Here is a 15,740-nt window from a genome sequence, read left to right on the forward strand (position 1 = left end):
ATTTACCATCGAAGACGACGATTATGACTTCAAGCAACAACCCCCTGGTACTGGTGGATGGTTCTTCCTACCTCTACCGGGCATACCACGCAATGCAGCGTCAGAATCTGCGTACGGCCGACGGGCGCCCCACCGGGGCCATCCTGGTCGTGACCAACATGATCCGGCGCCTCCAGAAGGATTATCCGGACAGCCAGATCGCTGTAGTCTTCGACGCCAAGGGCAAGACCTTCCGCGATGAAATCTTCGCAGAATACAAATCCCATCGACCGCCCATGCCGGACGAGCTCCGCAGTCAGGTGCAGGCGGTCCACGACCTGATCGGCGCCATGGGCCTTCCCATTCTCATCGAGGAGGGCGTGGAAGCCGACGACGTGATCGGCACCCTGGCCTGCCAGGCCAGCCGGGAAGGCCACCATACCGTGGTCTCCACCGGGGACAAGGACATGGCCCAGTTGGTGAGTCCTCACGTTACCCTCGTCAACACCATGAACGACACCGTCCTGGACCGGGACGGCGTGGTGGAGAAATTCGGGATTCCCCCTGAACACATCATCGACTTCCTCGCCCTCATGGGCGACAAATCCGACAACATTCCCGGCGTGCCCGGAGTGGGCGAAAAAACGGCCGTGGGATTGGTGCAGGGTCTGGGTGGGCTGGACGCAATCTACAGCCGTCTGGAAGAGGTCCCGCAATTGCCCATACGGGGCGCCAAGAGCCTTCCGGCAAAGCTGGAGGAGCACCGGGAGCAGGCCTACCTGTCTCACCGGCTCGCCACCATCAAGACGGACGTGGAACTGGAGTTCGGCCCCGCCGACCTGAAGGCGTCGGACCCCGATCGCGCCCGCCTCATCGAGCTGTGCGAGCGCTACGAGCTCAAACAGTGGCTGAAGGAGCTGGGCGGCGATCCCGGCGCCCACGCCCAGAGCCTGGAGAAGGTTGCGGTCAACTACGAAACCATTCTCGACGAGGCGGCGCTGTGCAAATGGCTCCAGCGGCTGGAAGACGCGCCTCTCTTTGCCTTCGATACCGAGACCACCAGCCTCAACTACATGGAAGCCCGTCTCGTGGGGTTCTCTTTTGCAGTAAACGCTGGCGAGGCCGCATATCTGCCGTTTGGTCACGATTATGTCGGGGCGCCCGGGCAGCTGGACCGCGAAACGGTACTGGAGCGCTTCCGCCCACTGCTGGAGGACCCGGATAAGCTCAAACTGGGGCAGAACCTGAAGTACGACCGGAACGTGCTCGCCAATCACGGCATCGAGCTGCGCGGCATAGCCTTCGACACCATGCTCGAATCCTACGTGCTCAATTCCGTGGCGAGTCGCCACGATATGGACAGCCTGGCGAGCCGACATCTGAACTATGAGACCGTGCGTTTTGAGGACATCGCGGGCAAGGGCGCCAAACAGCTGACCTTCAATTCCATTCCCCTGGAGGATGCCTCCCGCTACGCGGCAGAGGACGCCGACATCACCCTGCGCCTGCACCAGGCTCTCTGGCCACAGCTGCAAAAGATCGCCCCCCTGCGCGGTGTGTTCGAGAATCTGGAGATCCCTCTGGTGCCGGTGCTCTCGCGCATCGAGCGCCAGGGCGCGCTGCTGGACCGGGAAGCCCTGGCGCGGCAAAGCGCTCAGCTGGACGAACGGCTCCGCCAGCTTGAAGCCCAAGCCTGCGAACTGGCCGGAGAGACCTTCAATCTCAGCTCGCCCAAGCAGCTCTGCGCCATTTTGTTCGAAAAGCTGAAATTGCCAGTGCTCAAGAAGACGCCCAAAGGCGCTCCGTCGACCGCGGAAGAAGTGCTCCAGGAACTTGCCCTGGACTACCCCCTGCCCCAGGTCATCATGGACCACCGTGGCCTGTTCAAGCTCAAATCCACCTATACGGACAAACTGCCTCTGATGGTGAACCCTGGCACCGGTCGCCTGCACACGTCCTACCACCAGGCTGTGACGGCCACCGGTCGACTGTCGTCCTCGGACCCCAACCTGCAGAACATCCCTATTCGGACCGAAGAGGGACGGCGCATCCGTCAGGCCTTTGTGGCCCCGCCCGGTCACCAGATTGTTGCGGCGGACTATTCCCAGATCGAGCTGCGGATCATGGCCCACCTTTCGGGCGACGAAGGGCTCCTCAAAGCCTTCGCAGACGGGCTCGACATCCACCAGGCGACCGCAGCCGAAGTTTTTGGCGTGCCTCTCGATCAGGTGAGTCAGGAGCAGCGGCGCAGCGCCAAGGCCATCAATTTCGGCCTGATCTACGGCATGTCCGCTTTCGGCCTCGGCCGTCAGCTGCGAATCGGCCGCAAGGAGGCGCAGGAGTACATTGACCTGTATTTCCAACGTTATCCCGGCGTGCGCCGCTACATGGACGATACCCGGGAGCTGGCCCGGGAGCAGGGCTACGTGCAAACCATATTCGGGCGCCGGCTCTACCTGCCGGAAATCAACGACCGCAACGGTATGCGCCGCCAGGCCGCCGAACGCACGGCCATCAACGCGCCCATGCAGGGCAGCGCGGCGGATATCATCAAGCGGGCCATGATTTCGGTGGACCAGTGGATTCGAGAGGAGAGCATCCCGGCCCGCATGATCCTGCAGGTTCACGACGAACTGGTGCTGGAGGTCAAGGCCGACGCCGTGACTGCGGTCAGCGCAAGGCTGGCGGCGCTGATGACCGGCGCGGCGGAGCTGAAGGTGCCTTTATTGGTGGAGGCCGGAACCGGGGACAACTGGGACGAAGCCCACTGACCCGGCTGGCTCGTGCTCGAATGGCGGGCGCCTGAGCTTCAGGGGCCCGGCAACCCGGATCACTGAGCAAAGGCCGACTGTCCTCTTGAGAACATCGTCCACTGTGATGCAGTTGGCAAGATTTGCCGGCTGTGGAGAACTTTAACCAAAGGACCCAGTCTGAGGAGTTACCAATTCGATTGGTGTCTTACTCTCCTATTACTGGCTTGTAGTGAGCCTTGCTTAGCACTTGACTCGATAGCAAAGCGCCCTGACCACCTTGGTCAGGGCTTTTTTTTGTGCCTGCGTCAGCGATTCGCGCCCAATTGTTCATGAATCCGCCAGACCGGTCGGAACATTTTGCAGCCCGTCCAGTCCTAAGTGGCGTACTGAAGCATATGCCCAATGTGTTTCAGTCGGATTCCAGTGCTCGGCCCCAAGAGTGCTGGTATTTGAACCCGGCGGTTGCCCCAAGCTGTCGGGTTTTTTTTTGCCCGGTCAACGCCTTCGCGACTCTTCTGCCGAGTATAGTTGAAATTCGCGCCTGGCAAGTAAATTCCTCAGGAATCTGCGGCATTCTGCTCCGGATCCGCCTCCAGCCACCGGTTCAGAACCCCCTTAAGCTCCTGCAAGCCCTCCTTTTTCAATGACGAGAAGCACTGGACCGTAACCAGATCATGCACCTGAGCGGCTTCCAGGTGCTGCCGGACCTTGAACAGAGTGTTCTTGCGCTGGCCGCTCTTGAGTTTGTCCGCCTTGGTCAGCAGCACATGGACCGGCATTTCAACCTCAACCGCCCAGTTGAGCAGGTTCGTGTCGTACTCCTGGAGGGGGTGTCGGATATCCATCAGCAGCACCAGCCCCCGCAGGCTTTGCCGCTTCTGCAGGTATTCGAACAGATGGCGCTGCCAGCGCTGCTTCATCGCTTGCGGTACCTTGGCATACCCGTAACCGGGCAGGTCCACCAGGCGCTGATAGTCACTCAGCCGGAAAAAATTGATGAGCTGGGTGCGCCCCGGCGTCTTGCTGGTGCGCGCCAGCTTGGTGTTGTCGGTGAGAGTGTTGATGGCGCTGGACTTGCCCGCATTGGAGCGCCCGGCAAAGGCCACCTCGGCGCCTTCGTCGGCCGGGCATTCGGCCAGGCTGGGGGCGCTCTGGCTGAACTCGGCACTATTAAAATCGATGGCAGTTGGCACGACTTGCTCCGCTGACGGTGAGGCCGGTCATTCTACTCTGAATGCCATTGCTGCGCCCCCAGTGTCTGGAGGTCGTCCGTTTAGATTCTTGGCGCGGTTAGTATATAATGTGCCGCCTTTGCGACCGCCCGCCCTCGGTGCGTCCCCGGTCCGCAACCACTCGCACACTACTGTTCACTACGGATTTAACGATGAAGAATTTCACCAAAGCCGCGACTATTCTCCTGGGACTTTTCTCCCTGGCGCACGGCGCCCAGGTTCTGGCCCAGGGGAATGCTGAAGCCGGCGCGGAGAAAACGGCGGTTTGCGCCGCCTGTCACGGTGCCGACGGCAACAGTGGCGCGGCCATCTATCCCAAGCTGGCCGGACTCGGGGAGAAGTACCTTTACAAGCAGCTGGAAGACATCAAAAGCGGTGCGCGGGTGGTCCCGGAAATGACCGGCATGCTCAATCCGCTGTCCGAACAGGACCTGCGGGATGTCGCCGCTTACTATGCGGAGCAAACACTGCAGTTGGCGGGTGCCCAGGAAGCCACTGTGAAATTAAACAGCGGTGACGAAACCGACGCTCTGGCGTTGGGCCGCACCACTTACCGCTTCGGCAACCCGGAAACCGGTGTCCCGGCTTGCAGCGGCTGTCATTCCCCGACCGGGGTCGGCAACGCTCCGGCGGGTTACCCGCGCCTGGGTGGCCAGTTTGCGGACTACATCTCCAAGCAGCTCCAAGCGTTCCGCCTGGGTGAGCGCACCAACGATGAACAGCAGGTCATGCGCCAGGTGGCCGAGCACATGAGCGAAGCAGAGATCACCGCTGTATCCAATTACATCGCCGGCCTCTACGCTGGTGAAGGGAACTCAGCGGCGCAGTAATGGTCTTTTAGCGCATCGCTGAATGGCAGCCCGTATCGATCATTGACGGGCCGCCAGCCACCCCTACCGAGCGAACAATTGGGGGGTGCCGCGAGCGCTGCATCGCCGGTGTGCGCGTCGAAAACCATTGGGCGCAACCCCGTTGTCAGCGCCGGAACGAGGTCCTCTATGCGCAAACTTTTGCCGATGGCAACCCTGGCCATCGCCCTGTTGTCCTTTCCAGTTTTAGCCCAGAATCCCCAAGCCAGCCCCGCCTTTCGTGAAGGCGTGCACTATCTCGTCCTTCCGGAGCCGGTTCCGGTAGAAGATCCCGACAAAATCGAAGTGACCGAGGTATTCTGGTACGGTTGCAGCCACTGCTTTCGCTTCGAGCCCCTGGTGCTTGATTGGAAGAAGGATCTGCCCGAAGACGTCAACTTCGTCCAGGTTCCGGCAATGTGGAGCCGCCCCATGGAGACCCACGCCCGGGCCTACTACACCGCCCGGCAGCTGGGAATTCTGGAAGACGTGCATCAGGCCATCTACGACGCCATAAATGTGGAGCGCAAGCGGCTCAACAGCGCGGAGGAAGTGGCTGAGCTCTTCGCCCGGCACGGAGCTGAAGAGGAGGAGACGGTGCGGGTGTTCAATTCGGCCGAAACCACTGCCCTCCTGAAGGAGGCGGATACCAAGGCCCGCGGTTACCAGATCACCGGCACGCCGCAGCTCATCGTTCACGGGCGGTACCGAATTCAATCGACCCGGCAGGTGCCGCACAGCAAAATGTTTGAAGTGGCGGACTTTCTCGTCGACAAAGTCCGCGCGGAGCGCGCCGCCGAACAGTAAAAGAACAACGAACAGTCACGACAGCACAGAAGGCTAGGTTATGAAGCACTTTTACAAACTCGCAACAACCCTTATCGGCTGCATGCTGCTGGCCACTTCCGCATTCGCCGCCGGCCCCTTTGAAGAAGGGACCCATTACAAGCGTCTGTCCGATCCAGTCCCGGTGCGCAGCAAGGACGCAATTGAAGTGGCGGAGATCTTTTCCTATGCCTGCGGTCACTGCTACAACTTCGAGCCCTTGCTACAGCGTTGGAAAGAGCAACTCCCGGACGATGTCCAGGTTGTCAAACTGCATGTGAAGTGGGACCGCACCACGGAGAATCTGGCCCGGGCTCTCTACACCGCGCAGGCTCTCGAGGTGATGGACACCGTCCACCCCGCGCTTTTCCGAGCCATTCACGCGGAGCGCAAACGCTTGCAGAATCAGGAGCAGATCGCCGACATTTTTACCGGTCAGGGAGTTGACGAAGAGGTGTTCAATAAAACGTTCGACTCCTTCGGAATCACCAGCCAGGTGAGCCAGGGGCAAGCGAAGGTTGCCGGGTCCCAGGTCCGCGGCACCCCGAGCATGCTGGTGAACGGTGAATATGTCATTGAGCCCGGCGCCGGTGTGGACCACGAGACCATGCTGGAAATCGCTGACTTCCTGATCGAGAAAATCCGCAAGGATCGCGGCGACGCCTGAGCCCCCCTTGCTGCGACCGGCTCCCGCCGGTCGCCCTCGTTCTTTCCTACCAAAGCCCAAATCGCCGCCACCCGGTCGCTGAGCCGTTCACTTCGGATGGTCTGTCCCGACCGAAAATGGACCCCCGCGCCCGTCTGACCGCTTCGGGGCCGACGCAGATTCGGTGTGGTCCGGGTTTCGATTTGATGACTCCGGGCCGGATAATGGCAACAATCGATTTTACGGATGGGTAATTGAGCTTATAATGATGGCCCTTTTGGCCTCAGTAGGCCTCGGATTTCGGTAACAGTGAGGGTTTGATAGTGGAACACATGAAACGAGTAGTAGCTGGATTTGCGGCGGTGGCCCTGATGGCTGCGGCAGCCGTGGCCGTAGCGGATTCGCGTACCGACGCAATTGCGGAGCGTCTGGCCCCCGTCGGGGAAGTCTGCATGGCAGGCGAAGAGTGCACCGGTGGTACCACTGTCGTGGCTGCGAGCGAAGCGCGCGACCCTGCCGAAATCTATCAGAGCAAGTGCTCCTCCTGCCACAACAGCGGCGTGGGCGGTGCCCCCAAACTGGGCGACGCAGCCGCGTGGGAGCCGCGCATTGCGAAGGGCATGGATGTTCTGTTTGAAAATGCCTGGAACGGCTTTAACGCCATGCCTCCGAGAGGTATCTGTATGGACTGCAGCGAGCAGGAAATTCGCGAGACCGTTGAGTACATGGTCCAGGAAAGCAGCTAATCGCCTGCTCAGGATAAGATTGGCGGGCCGTAATCTTCGGCCCGCCTGCACCCCGGGCCAGTTTCCCGGGGGTGACAGGTCACTGCGCAGGTTATCTGCCATGGCCCGTCAGCCTAGGCCAGCAAGTCTCGCAGATTGGCCAGCGTCTCGCTCCCGCGGTCCTTGTTCCGCTCCGGAGACGAATCCTCAGCAAACCCTTCCCGCGTCACGTCCTCCTGTGGCAATTCCTCGAGAAACCGGCTGGGGGTTGATTCAATTACCTCTCCGAACTGCTTGCGCTTGGCGGCCAGTGTCAGCGTCAATGTTCTCTGCGCGCGGGTAACACCCACGTAAGCCAGGCGACGTTCCTCCTCGACGTTTCCGTCGGCGACGGAGTTGGCGTGGGGCAGCAGATTTTCCTCAAGGCCGAGCACGAACACGTGGGGGAACTCCAGGCCCTTGGCGGCGTGCAGAGTCATCAGCTGCACCCGGTCACTCTCGTCTTCCTCCTCCTGCCGGTCGAGCAAATCCTGCAGAATCAGCTTGGCAATCGCTCCTTGGAGGTCAACCTCGTCCCCCTCATCCTTCTCCAGCATCTTCTGAATCGAACCGAGCAGGAAGTGGACGTTCTCCATGCGGCGCTCCGCAACTTTGCCGCTGCTGGCATTCTGGTGCAACCAGCCCTCGTAGTCGATGTCCTCGACCAACTCCCGCAGTATCCTCACCGGGTCGTGCTCCGCGGAGGCCTGGCGCGTGTACTCGATGGTTGCAACGAATTTCTCCAGGCGCTGCATGGCCGGGACCGGAAGTTGTTGCTGCAGCCCGAACTCCTGGGCAGCGGCGTAAAGACTGATTTCCCGCTGGCTCGCGTAATGGCCGAGGGTCTGCAAGGTGGACGTGCCGATCTGCCGGCGCGGTGTATTCACGATGCGAAGGAAGGCGTTGTCGTCATCGGGGTTCACCACCAGCCGCAGGTAGGCCATGATGTCCTTTATTTCCGCCCGAGCGAAAAACGATGTGCCGCCACTGATGTTATAGGGGATCTGGTGCTGCTGAAGCTTCAGCTCCAGGAGCTTCGATTGGTGATTGCCGCGATACAGCACCGCGAAATCGCGAAACTTGATTCCGCGCCCAAGCCGTTGATGCAAAATCTCCGTAGCCACTCGCTCCGCTTCCGCATCGTCGTTGCTGCAGCGAATGATGCGAATCGGCTCCCCCATCCCCATCTCGCTCCACAGGGTTTTGTCAAACACGTGGGGATTGAACTGAATCAGGTGGTTCGCGGCCTTGAGAATCCTGCTTGTGGACCGGTAGTTCTGCTCCAGCTTTATCACCGCAAGGGTGGGGAAGTCGCGCTGCAGCTGGGCCAGGTTCTCCGGGTTGGCACCGCGCCACGCATAGATGGACTGGTCGTCATCGCCCACCACGGTAAGGCAATGGCGGTCTCCGACCAACTGTTTGACCAGACGATACTGACTGTTGTTGGTGTCCTGGTATTCGTCCACCAGAAGATAGCGGACTCTCTGGCGCCAGCGGGCGAGAACATCGGGCTCACTGGAAAACAGTTGCACCGGAAGGCCGATGAGGTCATCAAAATCCAGGGCGTTGTAGGCACTTAATGCTTGATGATAGCCCTGATAAATGCGCGCGAACGCGGCTTCGCCGTCGCTCTGGGCGAGGCCCAGCGCATCCTCGGGCGTGACCAGGTCGTTTTTCCACTGGGATATCTGGTTCTGTACACGGTCCAGGTGGTCGCTGTCCAGATCGTCATGCTTGATCATGATCTCCTTCAGCACCGCCCGCGCATCTTCACTGTCGAAGATGGAAAACCCGGCTTTAAAGCCCAATTTCCTGTACTCCGCGCGAATGATCCGCAGACCAAGGTTGTGGAAGGTGGATACGATCAGACCTCGCGCCGCCTTGCCCTTCACCAGCCTGGAGGCCCGCTCCTTCATCTCCCGGGCGGCCTTGTTGGTGAAGGTTACAGCCGCGATGTTGCGGGCGGGGATACCGCAGCCCTCGATCAGGTACGCGATCTTGTGGGTGATTACACTGGTTTTGCCGCTGCCGGCGCCGGCCAGCACCAGGCAGGGGCCGTCCACGTATCGAACGGCGCGGCGTTGGGGGGCGTTGAGTTGGGTCACAAATTACTACGATGTGGTGGGTTGCAGCCCCATTGTAGCAACTGGCCTGCGCCAACATCACCACCAGGGCCGCAAAATGCTGCCTAACGGTCCCAACCGAGGCCGGGCAGCCGGCAGAAGCGGAGTGGATGTTAACAGCCCGGTGCCGGAGGTGTATCATTGCGGCACTCGCGGCCCACAGGAATCCGGCGGCGGGTGGACGTGTCGGGGCCCTTGGGGAGTGCAGGGTGTACGGCGCAGTCAAGCTGTAAGGCTGGGTCCCGGGCGACATCGCGGGTGGGCCCGGCAATAACAATAATCCTGGAATGGGTGAGCATTTGGATCAAGTTCTAGTTACTGTGGTTACGGCGAACTTCAACGGTAGTCGCTATCTCGCCCAGGCCATTGAGAGTGTTCGCGCCCAGACGCACGCCAACATCGAATATGTCATTGTCGACGACGGCTCTACTGACGGGTCAAGGGACCTGATCGAGGATTACTGCCGCAAAGACCCCCGAATCAAGGCCTTTTTGCTGCCGGAGAACCAGGGAGTGGCCCGCGCACGCAACACAGGCATAGAGAATTCACATGGCAAATACGTCACCTTTCTCGATTCCGACGATGAGTGGATGCCGAACAAGCTGGAAAAACAACTTGAACTATTTCGCAGGCATCCCCGCGCGGGGTTGGTGGTGACCGGTGCGGCGGTTATCGATCGCGACGGTCACACGGTGGAGATCCAAAAGCAACGGAAGAAGCCGATGCAGGGCGCGGTCAGTCTTTACGACTACATCGCAGGGAAATGTCTCTTGTCCATCAACGCCATGACCCGGCGGGAATGTCTAGAGAAAAGCGGCCTCTTCAATCCGAATTATGTGATTGGAGAGGACTACGAGTTGTGGATGCGAATTACGCGCGACTACGAGTACTACTATCTGGAAGAACCGCTGCACCGTTATCGGGTTCACGGCGACAACGCTACCCGCGACAAGTTGTTCAACCGCGAATCAAAAATCAGGATCCTCGAAGAGAAGGTCGCCAACAACCCCGACCTTCTGGATGAGCTCGGGCGCGGCTTCAAACACATCATGCAGCGCAAATACAACTCACTCGGTAAAGCCTACTTCAAGGCCAACCGGCTCTCGGAGGCCGATACTTGTTTCCGAAAAGCTTCGCAGCTCCGCAGCAGCCTTGCGCAGACAATCAAAGCACGCGTCTGGCAGCTTGCACTGAAGTCGCGCCAGAGGGGTGCTATCTGAGCTCGTCCTTCCCGCATATGTATTTATGAGACTCTGCCTCATCCGCTCAGCGTTGTGGTTCCAAATGTGTTTGACAGCTCTCCGGGAAGCTCTATAATCGCCACCAGCTTGAAAGTACGCCCCTTGTTTATGCACACCACAGACGTCCAGTCTCATCCGGTTCTTCATAAGTAAGTCTCAGCAACACTTCCAGCAAAACCGGCCTCTCCGAGGTCACCTCTACTTTTTGAACGAATAGGATGACACTATGTCTACTTCCTCTACTGGCACTGTAAAGTGGTTTAACGAATCCAAGGGCTTTGGTTTTATCGAACAGGATTCCGGTCCGGACGTTTTCGCCCATTTCAGCGCCATCGTCGGCTCCGGCTTCAAAACCCTGGTCGAAGGTCAGCGCGTCCAGTTTGACGTGACCCAGGGGCAGAAAGGCCCCCAGGCGGAAAACATCGTCGCTCTTTAAATGCTCTTCCCGCACCCGCGGGAGTCAAAGCGAACAAAAAAGGCAGGCTCGAAAGAGTCTGCCTTTTTTATTGCGTCTCATGTTTTTTGCCGGGCGCTTCAGGCCGGAGCTGTGTCTGCCCGTGTCCGCCGATCCAGGCTGCGGTAGCTCAATGCTTCGGCCAGTTGTTCACGGCCGATGTGCTCCTTTCCTGCCATGTCCGCCAACGTGCGCGCAACCCGCAGGCACCGATGATAGGCACGCGCGGATAAACCCAGTCGCTCCATTGCGTGTTCCAGCATCGTCCGCATCTCATCGTCGAGCGGACACACGCGTTCCAGCTCCCGACCCGCGAGCTCGCTGTTGCTTTTGCCCTGACGACTGACTTGCCGCTCCCGACTGGCAACGACCCGTGCCTGAATGCGGGAGGATTCGTCCCCCGCTTGCGCTGATTGAAAGCGGCGTGTGTCCACCGCGTTGACAGGCACCTGCAAGTCAAACCGGTCCAGCAACGGCCCGGAGATCTTGCGCCGATAACGCAGCACCTGATCCGGCGTACATCGGCAACGGTCGTCCCCCGCACCCAGGTAGCCGCAGGGGCACGGATTCATCGCCGCGACCAGTTGGAAGCGGGCAGGGAACTCCACCTGAGCGTTCGCGCGGGAAATGCAGATCTGTCCCGACTCCAGCGGTTCACGAAGAACCTCCAGAACCTGGCGTTGGAATTCGGGCAGCTCATCCAGAAACAGAACGCCCCGGTGGGCCAGGGAAATCTCCCCGGGCCTGGGATTGCTGCCGCCGCCCACCAGAGCCGCTGCCGAGGCAGAATGATGGGGCGCGCGGAAAGGGCGCTGCAACCAGTGGCGGGGCGCTGCGCCCGTAGCCACCGAAGCGATCGCGGCGGCCTCCAGAGCCTCGGTTTCGCTCAAAGGTGGCAAAATTCCGGGGAGCCGGCTGGCCAGCATGGTCTTACCGGTGCCGGGCGGACCGTAGAACAGCACGTTGTGGCCGCCGGCCGCAGCCACCTCCAGCGCCCGCTTGGCTTGCGCCTGCCCCTTGACCTCAGACAGATCCGGGTAGTCGGTCAATGATGCGGATGAGTTGAACCGGGCCCGTGGCAAATCTTCCCGCCCGTGCAGCTGGGCGCAAACTTCCAGAAGGCTTACAGCCTTGTAGACCCGGGTGGTACGACAGAGCGCTGCCTCCTCGGCATTGCTGTCGGGGAGTATCAGCGCGCGGCCTTCACGACCGCAGGCCATGGAAGCGGGCAGCGCGCCGCGAATGTGTCGCAACTGACCCGACAGCGCCAGCTCGCCGAGAAACTCAAAGCCAGCCAGTGCATCGGGAGGAATCTGCCCCGAGGCCGCCAGAATGCCCAGCGCGATAGCGAGGTCATAGCGGCCGCCTTCCTTCGGCAAGTCGGCCGGAGCCAGGTTGATGGTGATTCGCCGGGCGGGAAATTCGAAGTGACTGTTCAGCAAGGCGCTGCGAACCCGATCCTTGCTCTCCTTTACCGCAGTTTCGGGCAGGCCCACGATGGAAAGGGCCGGTAAGCCGTTGGAAAGGTGTGCTTCCACCGTGACGAGCGGCGCATCGATACCGGCCCGGGCACGGGTATAGACGAGGGCGAGAGACATTTGCGTTCCTGCAGATTATCCATGTTGTTTTGTGCAGACGGCTTCGTCGATGCCGGCTGCTTCGCCGAGTGCGGTTTATTCCCCTGTCTTCTGCCCGGCTTGATCCAACTCGGCAACTTTTGCTTCGAGGGCTTCCAGTCGCTCGCGGGTGCGCAGCAATACTTTTGCCTGGGCGTCGAACTCCTCACGGGTGACCAGATCCATGCGTGACAGGGTCGACTGAACCAATTGCTTCACGCGCCGCTCCACCTCTGGAGTGGCGCTGTCGAAAAAAGCCGAGGCACGGTCAAAAAGATCGTTCAAAGGGGCTTTGCTCATGGGTCAATTCAGGCCTGGTTGCGCGGGCATTTATTCTAGCGCGGGAGACCCGTTTTTGCGACTTGGGCGGCGCGCCTTTCGGACTTCTCTTCCAACTTCTTCAACTTCCTTTCCACAGCTTCCTCCCGACCTGTTTCGATTGCGCCGTTCTGGTGCACCGGCAGGAGGGCGCCCCAACCTGGGGCTGAATGAGGCCCCCAAATACAAAGAAATAAACGACATTTCGAAGCTAACCCTCTGATCCCCCGGACGTTTCTTCCACTGGCACGGCCCCTGCTATAGGACTAACGCAACGACAACACATGAGCTTGCAATGTGTTACCGCACCATGGCGACGCGCGATCGAGGGAGTGTCGGCAACGCTCTACAAGCAAACATCGGAGAGAAAGAAATGAAGCTATCGAAGAAACTGGGCATTTCCCTGGCAGCGGCCTCGCTCGGCACCTCACTCGCGTATGCGCCGCTCGCGAGTGCGGAGGTGGACCTGGCGGCTTCCGCCGGCGTCGCCAACCTGTACCTCTGGCGGGGGTTTGATGTTGGCCAGGGGGACGCGGCCGTATTCGGGGACATCACCGCGAGTGCCGCTGGCTTCTACGGCAGCGTTTGGACATCCAGCGGCGATGCCTATGCCGGGATGGAGTACGACCTCATCGTGGGTTACGGACAGGAAGTGGGTGACTTCGTTTTCGACCTCGCCCTGGTGAGCTATGTCTACCCTTCCTCGCACATCGATCCGACAGTGAACGACACCGAAATTGGTGACTGGGTGGAGGCCATTCTGACCGTAGGCTACGGCCCCTTGAGTCTTTCCTGGTACGAAACCCTGGAGGCGGCGGACAACAGCTACGCGCTCGGTGAGGACTACAACTACTACACCCTCGGGCTGGACCTGGGGAGCTTCTCCTTTCTGGTGGGTCACCACGACTACAACGACGATTTTACCGACGAGGAAACTCATCTGGACGTGAGCTATGCGTACAACGATCGCATGAGTTTTACCCTGAGCAAAATGATCGACGACGGGGATGGTGACGGCGCGCCGGCAGATGATGACCTGCTCTTTGTCCTGAGCTACACCCTGCCCATCGATCTCTAGCGGGTAGCGCTTGAGCCCAAAACGGGCTCAAGCGAACGCGGCGGTTCCGCAAACTCCCAACGACATGTTGCGTGCGCACTGTGCAACGCAACCCAAACGCCAGGCGCAGCGTGCAAGCAATAACTCGAACCCAGAGGAAACCAACATGAAACTGATAACCGCGATCATCAAGCCCTTCAAGCTTGACTCCGTACGCGAGGCCTTATCCGAAATCGGCGTGCAGGGGATCACCGTGACCGAGGTAAAAGGTTTTGGCCGGCAAAAAGGCCACACGGAACTGTATCGGGGTGCCGAGTACGTCGTCGACTTCCTGCCCAAGACCAAGCTGGAAGTTGCCGTCGGTGACTCGCAAGTGGACAGCGTAGTGGACGCCATCTGCAAGGCGGCGCACAGCGGGAAGATCGGCGACGGGAAAATATTCATATCCGCCCTGGATTTCGTCATGCGCATCCGCACCAGCGAAACCGGCGAGGACGCCCTCTGAAACGACCCCAAACTCAAGGCCATAGCGACAACCCGGAGATCCTCCTATGGAACTACAGAATCAGATTTTTGAACTCCAGTACGCGCTGGACACCTTTTATTTTCTGGTGTGCGGTGCGCTGGTGATGTGGATGGCCGCAGGCTTTGCCATGCTCGAAGCCGGCCTCGTCCGATCCAAGAACACGACCGAAATCCTCACCAAGAACGTGGCACTGTTCGCGGTGGCGTCCACCATGTACCTGATCTGCGGCTACAACTTCATGTATGGCGGGGGCTGGTTCCTGTCCGGTGTGGAGACCGTGGCAGGCCTGGACGTGGAAGCCGCGCTGACCGCCTCTGCGGAGAACGGTTTTGGCGGCGACTCGGTCTACTCGGGCGCAGCCGACTTCTTCTTCCAGGTGGTGTTTGTGGCGACCGCCATGTCCATTGTGTCCGGCGCGGTTGCAGAGCGCATGAAACTCTTCGCATTTCTGGCCTTCGCAGTTGTAATGACCGGCCTTATCTACCCGCTGGAAGGCGGCTGGACCTGGGGTGGCAACGAAGTGTTCGGCCTCTACTCATTGAACTACAGCGATTACGCCGGCTCGGGCATCGTTCACATGGCCGGGGCCGCCGCGGCGCTGGCGGGTGTACTGGTGCTCGGCTCCCGGAAAGGCAAGTACGGCCCGAACGGAGAAATCAACGCAATTCCCGGCGCGAACCTTCCCCTGGCAACCCTGGGGACTTTCATCCTGTGGTTGGGCTGGTTCGGCTTCAACGGCGGCTCCACCCTCAAGCTGGGCGGAATCGAAGTCGCCAACGAAGTGGCGAACGTGTTCCTGAACACCAATGCCGCGGCCGCCGGTGGTTTGATCGCCGCACTCATCGTGGCCCGGATTCTGTTCGGCAAAGCCGATCTGACCATGGCGCTCAACGGTGCCCTGGCGGGACTGGTAGCAATTACCGCCGAACCTGCCGACCCCAGCGGTCTGGCTGCATCCATGATCGGCGCTGTGGGTGGTGGCCTGGTGGTATTCAGCATCGTGGCACTGGACAAGTTGCGCATCGACGACCCGGTCGGCGCCATCTCTGTGCACGGGGTTGTGGGCTTATGGGGGATATTCGCAGTGCTTCTGACCGACTCGGAGGCGACTTTTGTCGGCCAGCTCGTGGGTGCACTGACGATCTTTGTCTGGGTCTTCTCGGCGAGCCTGATCACCTGGTTCATCATCAAGGCGATCATGGGAATCCGGGTCACTGAAGAAGAAGAATACCAGGGGGTGGATTTGTCCGAGTGTGGCATGGAGGCCTACCCGGAGTTCACCAAGTCAGCCTGATGAACTAGGGTCGCCGCTTCGAGCGGTCCGGCACGATACCTCACCTGCCCGGCGTTCGCGCCGG

Annotated in this window: 14 protein-coding genes; 10 read left to right on the forward strand and 4 right to left on the reverse strand. The window is 60.1% G+C overall.

All coding sequences use genetic code 11. The annotated features are described in order from the left end of the window. The first annotated feature begins 23 nt into the window (after window positions 1–23). Window positions 24–2,750: a DNA polymerase I gene (gene polA, locus ACURWW_RS02750; protein ID WP_445615492.1), complete on the forward strand. Its 2,727-nt coding sequence runs from the start codon at window positions 24–26 to the stop codon at window positions 2,748–2,750. A 539-nt stretch (window positions 2,751–3,289) separates the two neighbouring features. On the opposite strand, the gene yihA is transcribed toward polA, so the two are convergent. Then, complete coding sequence (yihA, locus tag ACURWW_RS02755) at window positions 3,290–3,925, reverse strand: ribosome biogenesis GTP-binding protein YihA/YsxC (protein WP_445615493.1); 636 nt, start codon at window positions 3,923–3,925, stop codon at window positions 3,290–3,292. A 191-nt stretch (window positions 3,926–4,116) separates the two neighbouring features. Here yihA and ACURWW_RS02760 point away from each other — a divergent pair, with 191 nt between their 5' ends. From ACURWW_RS02760 to ACURWW_RS02775, 4 genes are all read left to right on the forward strand, one after another. Further along, the gene (locus ACURWW_RS02760) at window positions 4,117–4,794 is read left to right on the forward strand and encodes a c-type cytochrome (RefSeq protein ID WP_445615494.1); all 678 of its coding nucleotides are present in this window, start codon (window positions 4,117–4,119) and stop codon (window positions 4,792–4,794) included. A 168-nt stretch (window positions 4,795–4,962) separates the two neighbouring features. Continuing rightward, the gene (locus tag ACURWW_RS02765) at window positions 4,963–5,619 is read left to right on the forward strand and encodes a thiol:disulfide interchange protein DsbA/DsbL (RefSeq protein WP_445615495.1); all 657 of its coding nucleotides are present in this window, start codon (window positions 4,963–4,965) and stop codon (window positions 5,617–5,619) included. Window positions 5,620–5,659: 40 nt separating this feature from the next. After that, entirely contained in the window at window positions 5,660–6,304 is a 645-nt protein-coding gene (locus tag ACURWW_RS02770; RefSeq protein ID WP_445615496.1) for a thiol:disulfide interchange protein DsbA/DsbL, read from the forward strand. Window positions 6,305–6,615: 311 nt separating this feature from the next. Beyond that, window positions 6,616–7,029: a c-type cytochrome gene (locus ACURWW_RS02775; RefSeq protein ID WP_445615497.1), complete on the forward strand. Its 414-nt coding sequence runs from the start codon at window positions 6,616–6,618 to the stop codon at window positions 7,027–7,029. Between the two features lie 113 nt (window positions 7,030–7,142). Here ACURWW_RS02775 and rep read toward each other — a convergent pair whose 3' ends face one another. Further along, entirely contained in the window at window positions 7,143–9,152 is a 2,010-nt protein-coding gene (gene rep / locus ACURWW_RS02780) for a DNA helicase Rep (protein WP_445615498.1), read from the reverse strand. 305 nt (window positions 9,153–9,457) lie between these two features. On the opposite strand from rep, the gene ACURWW_RS02785 reads away from it, so the two are divergent. Beyond that, window positions 9,458–10,390, forward strand: a complete 933-nt coding sequence (locus tag ACURWW_RS02785; protein ID WP_445615499.1) for a glycosyltransferase family 2 protein — start codon at window positions 9,458–9,460, stop codon at window positions 10,388–10,390. 247 nt (window positions 10,391–10,637) lie between these two features. After that, on the forward strand, window positions 10,638–10,847 hold the full coding sequence (locus tag ACURWW_RS02790; RefSeq protein ID WP_445615500.1) for a cold-shock protein: 210 nt from the start codon (window positions 10,638–10,640) through the stop codon (window positions 10,845–10,847). A 98-nt stretch (window positions 10,848–10,945) separates the two neighbouring features. Here the strand turns inward: ACURWW_RS02790 and ACURWW_RS02795 are convergent, their stop codons facing one another. Continuing rightward, window positions 10,946–12,463 (reverse strand): YifB family Mg chelatase-like AAA ATPase, encoded by a 1,518-nt coding sequence (locus ACURWW_RS02795; RefSeq protein ID WP_445615501.1) that lies wholly within the window; start codon window positions 12,461–12,463, stop codon window positions 10,946–10,948. 75 nt (window positions 12,464–12,538) lie between these two features. Further along, window positions 12,539–12,781 (reverse strand): accessory factor UbiK family protein, encoded by a 243-nt coding sequence (locus ACURWW_RS02800; RefSeq protein WP_445615502.1) that lies wholly within the window; start codon window positions 12,779–12,781, stop codon window positions 12,539–12,541. 391 nt (window positions 12,782–13,172) lie between these two features. On the opposite strand from ACURWW_RS02800, the gene ACURWW_RS02805 reads away from it, so the two are divergent. The 3 genes from ACURWW_RS02805 (at window position 13,173) to ACURWW_RS02815 (ending at window position 15,676) form a co-directional block, all read left to right on the forward strand. Continuing rightward, window positions 13,173–13,877 carry a TorF family putative porin gene (locus tag ACURWW_RS02805; protein ID WP_445615503.1) on the forward strand — a complete coding sequence of 235 codons (705 nt, stop codon included), beginning with the start codon at window positions 13,173–13,175 and terminating at the stop codon, window positions 13,875–13,877. 145 nt (window positions 13,878–14,022) lie between these two features. Next, window positions 14,023–14,361, forward strand: coding sequence for a P-II family nitrogen regulator (locus ACURWW_RS02810; protein ID WP_445615504.1), 339 nt, complete (start codon window positions 14,023–14,025; stop codon window positions 14,359–14,361). Between the two features lie 46 nt (window positions 14,362–14,407). After that, window positions 14,408–15,676 (forward strand): ammonium transporter, encoded by a 1,269-nt coding sequence (locus ACURWW_RS02815; protein WP_445615505.1) that lies wholly within the window; start codon window positions 14,408–14,410, stop codon window positions 15,674–15,676. The last annotated feature ends 64 nt before the right edge of the window (window positions 15,677–15,740 follow it).

It is taken from the genome of Gilvimarinus sp. F26214L (genome assembly GCF_054401055.1).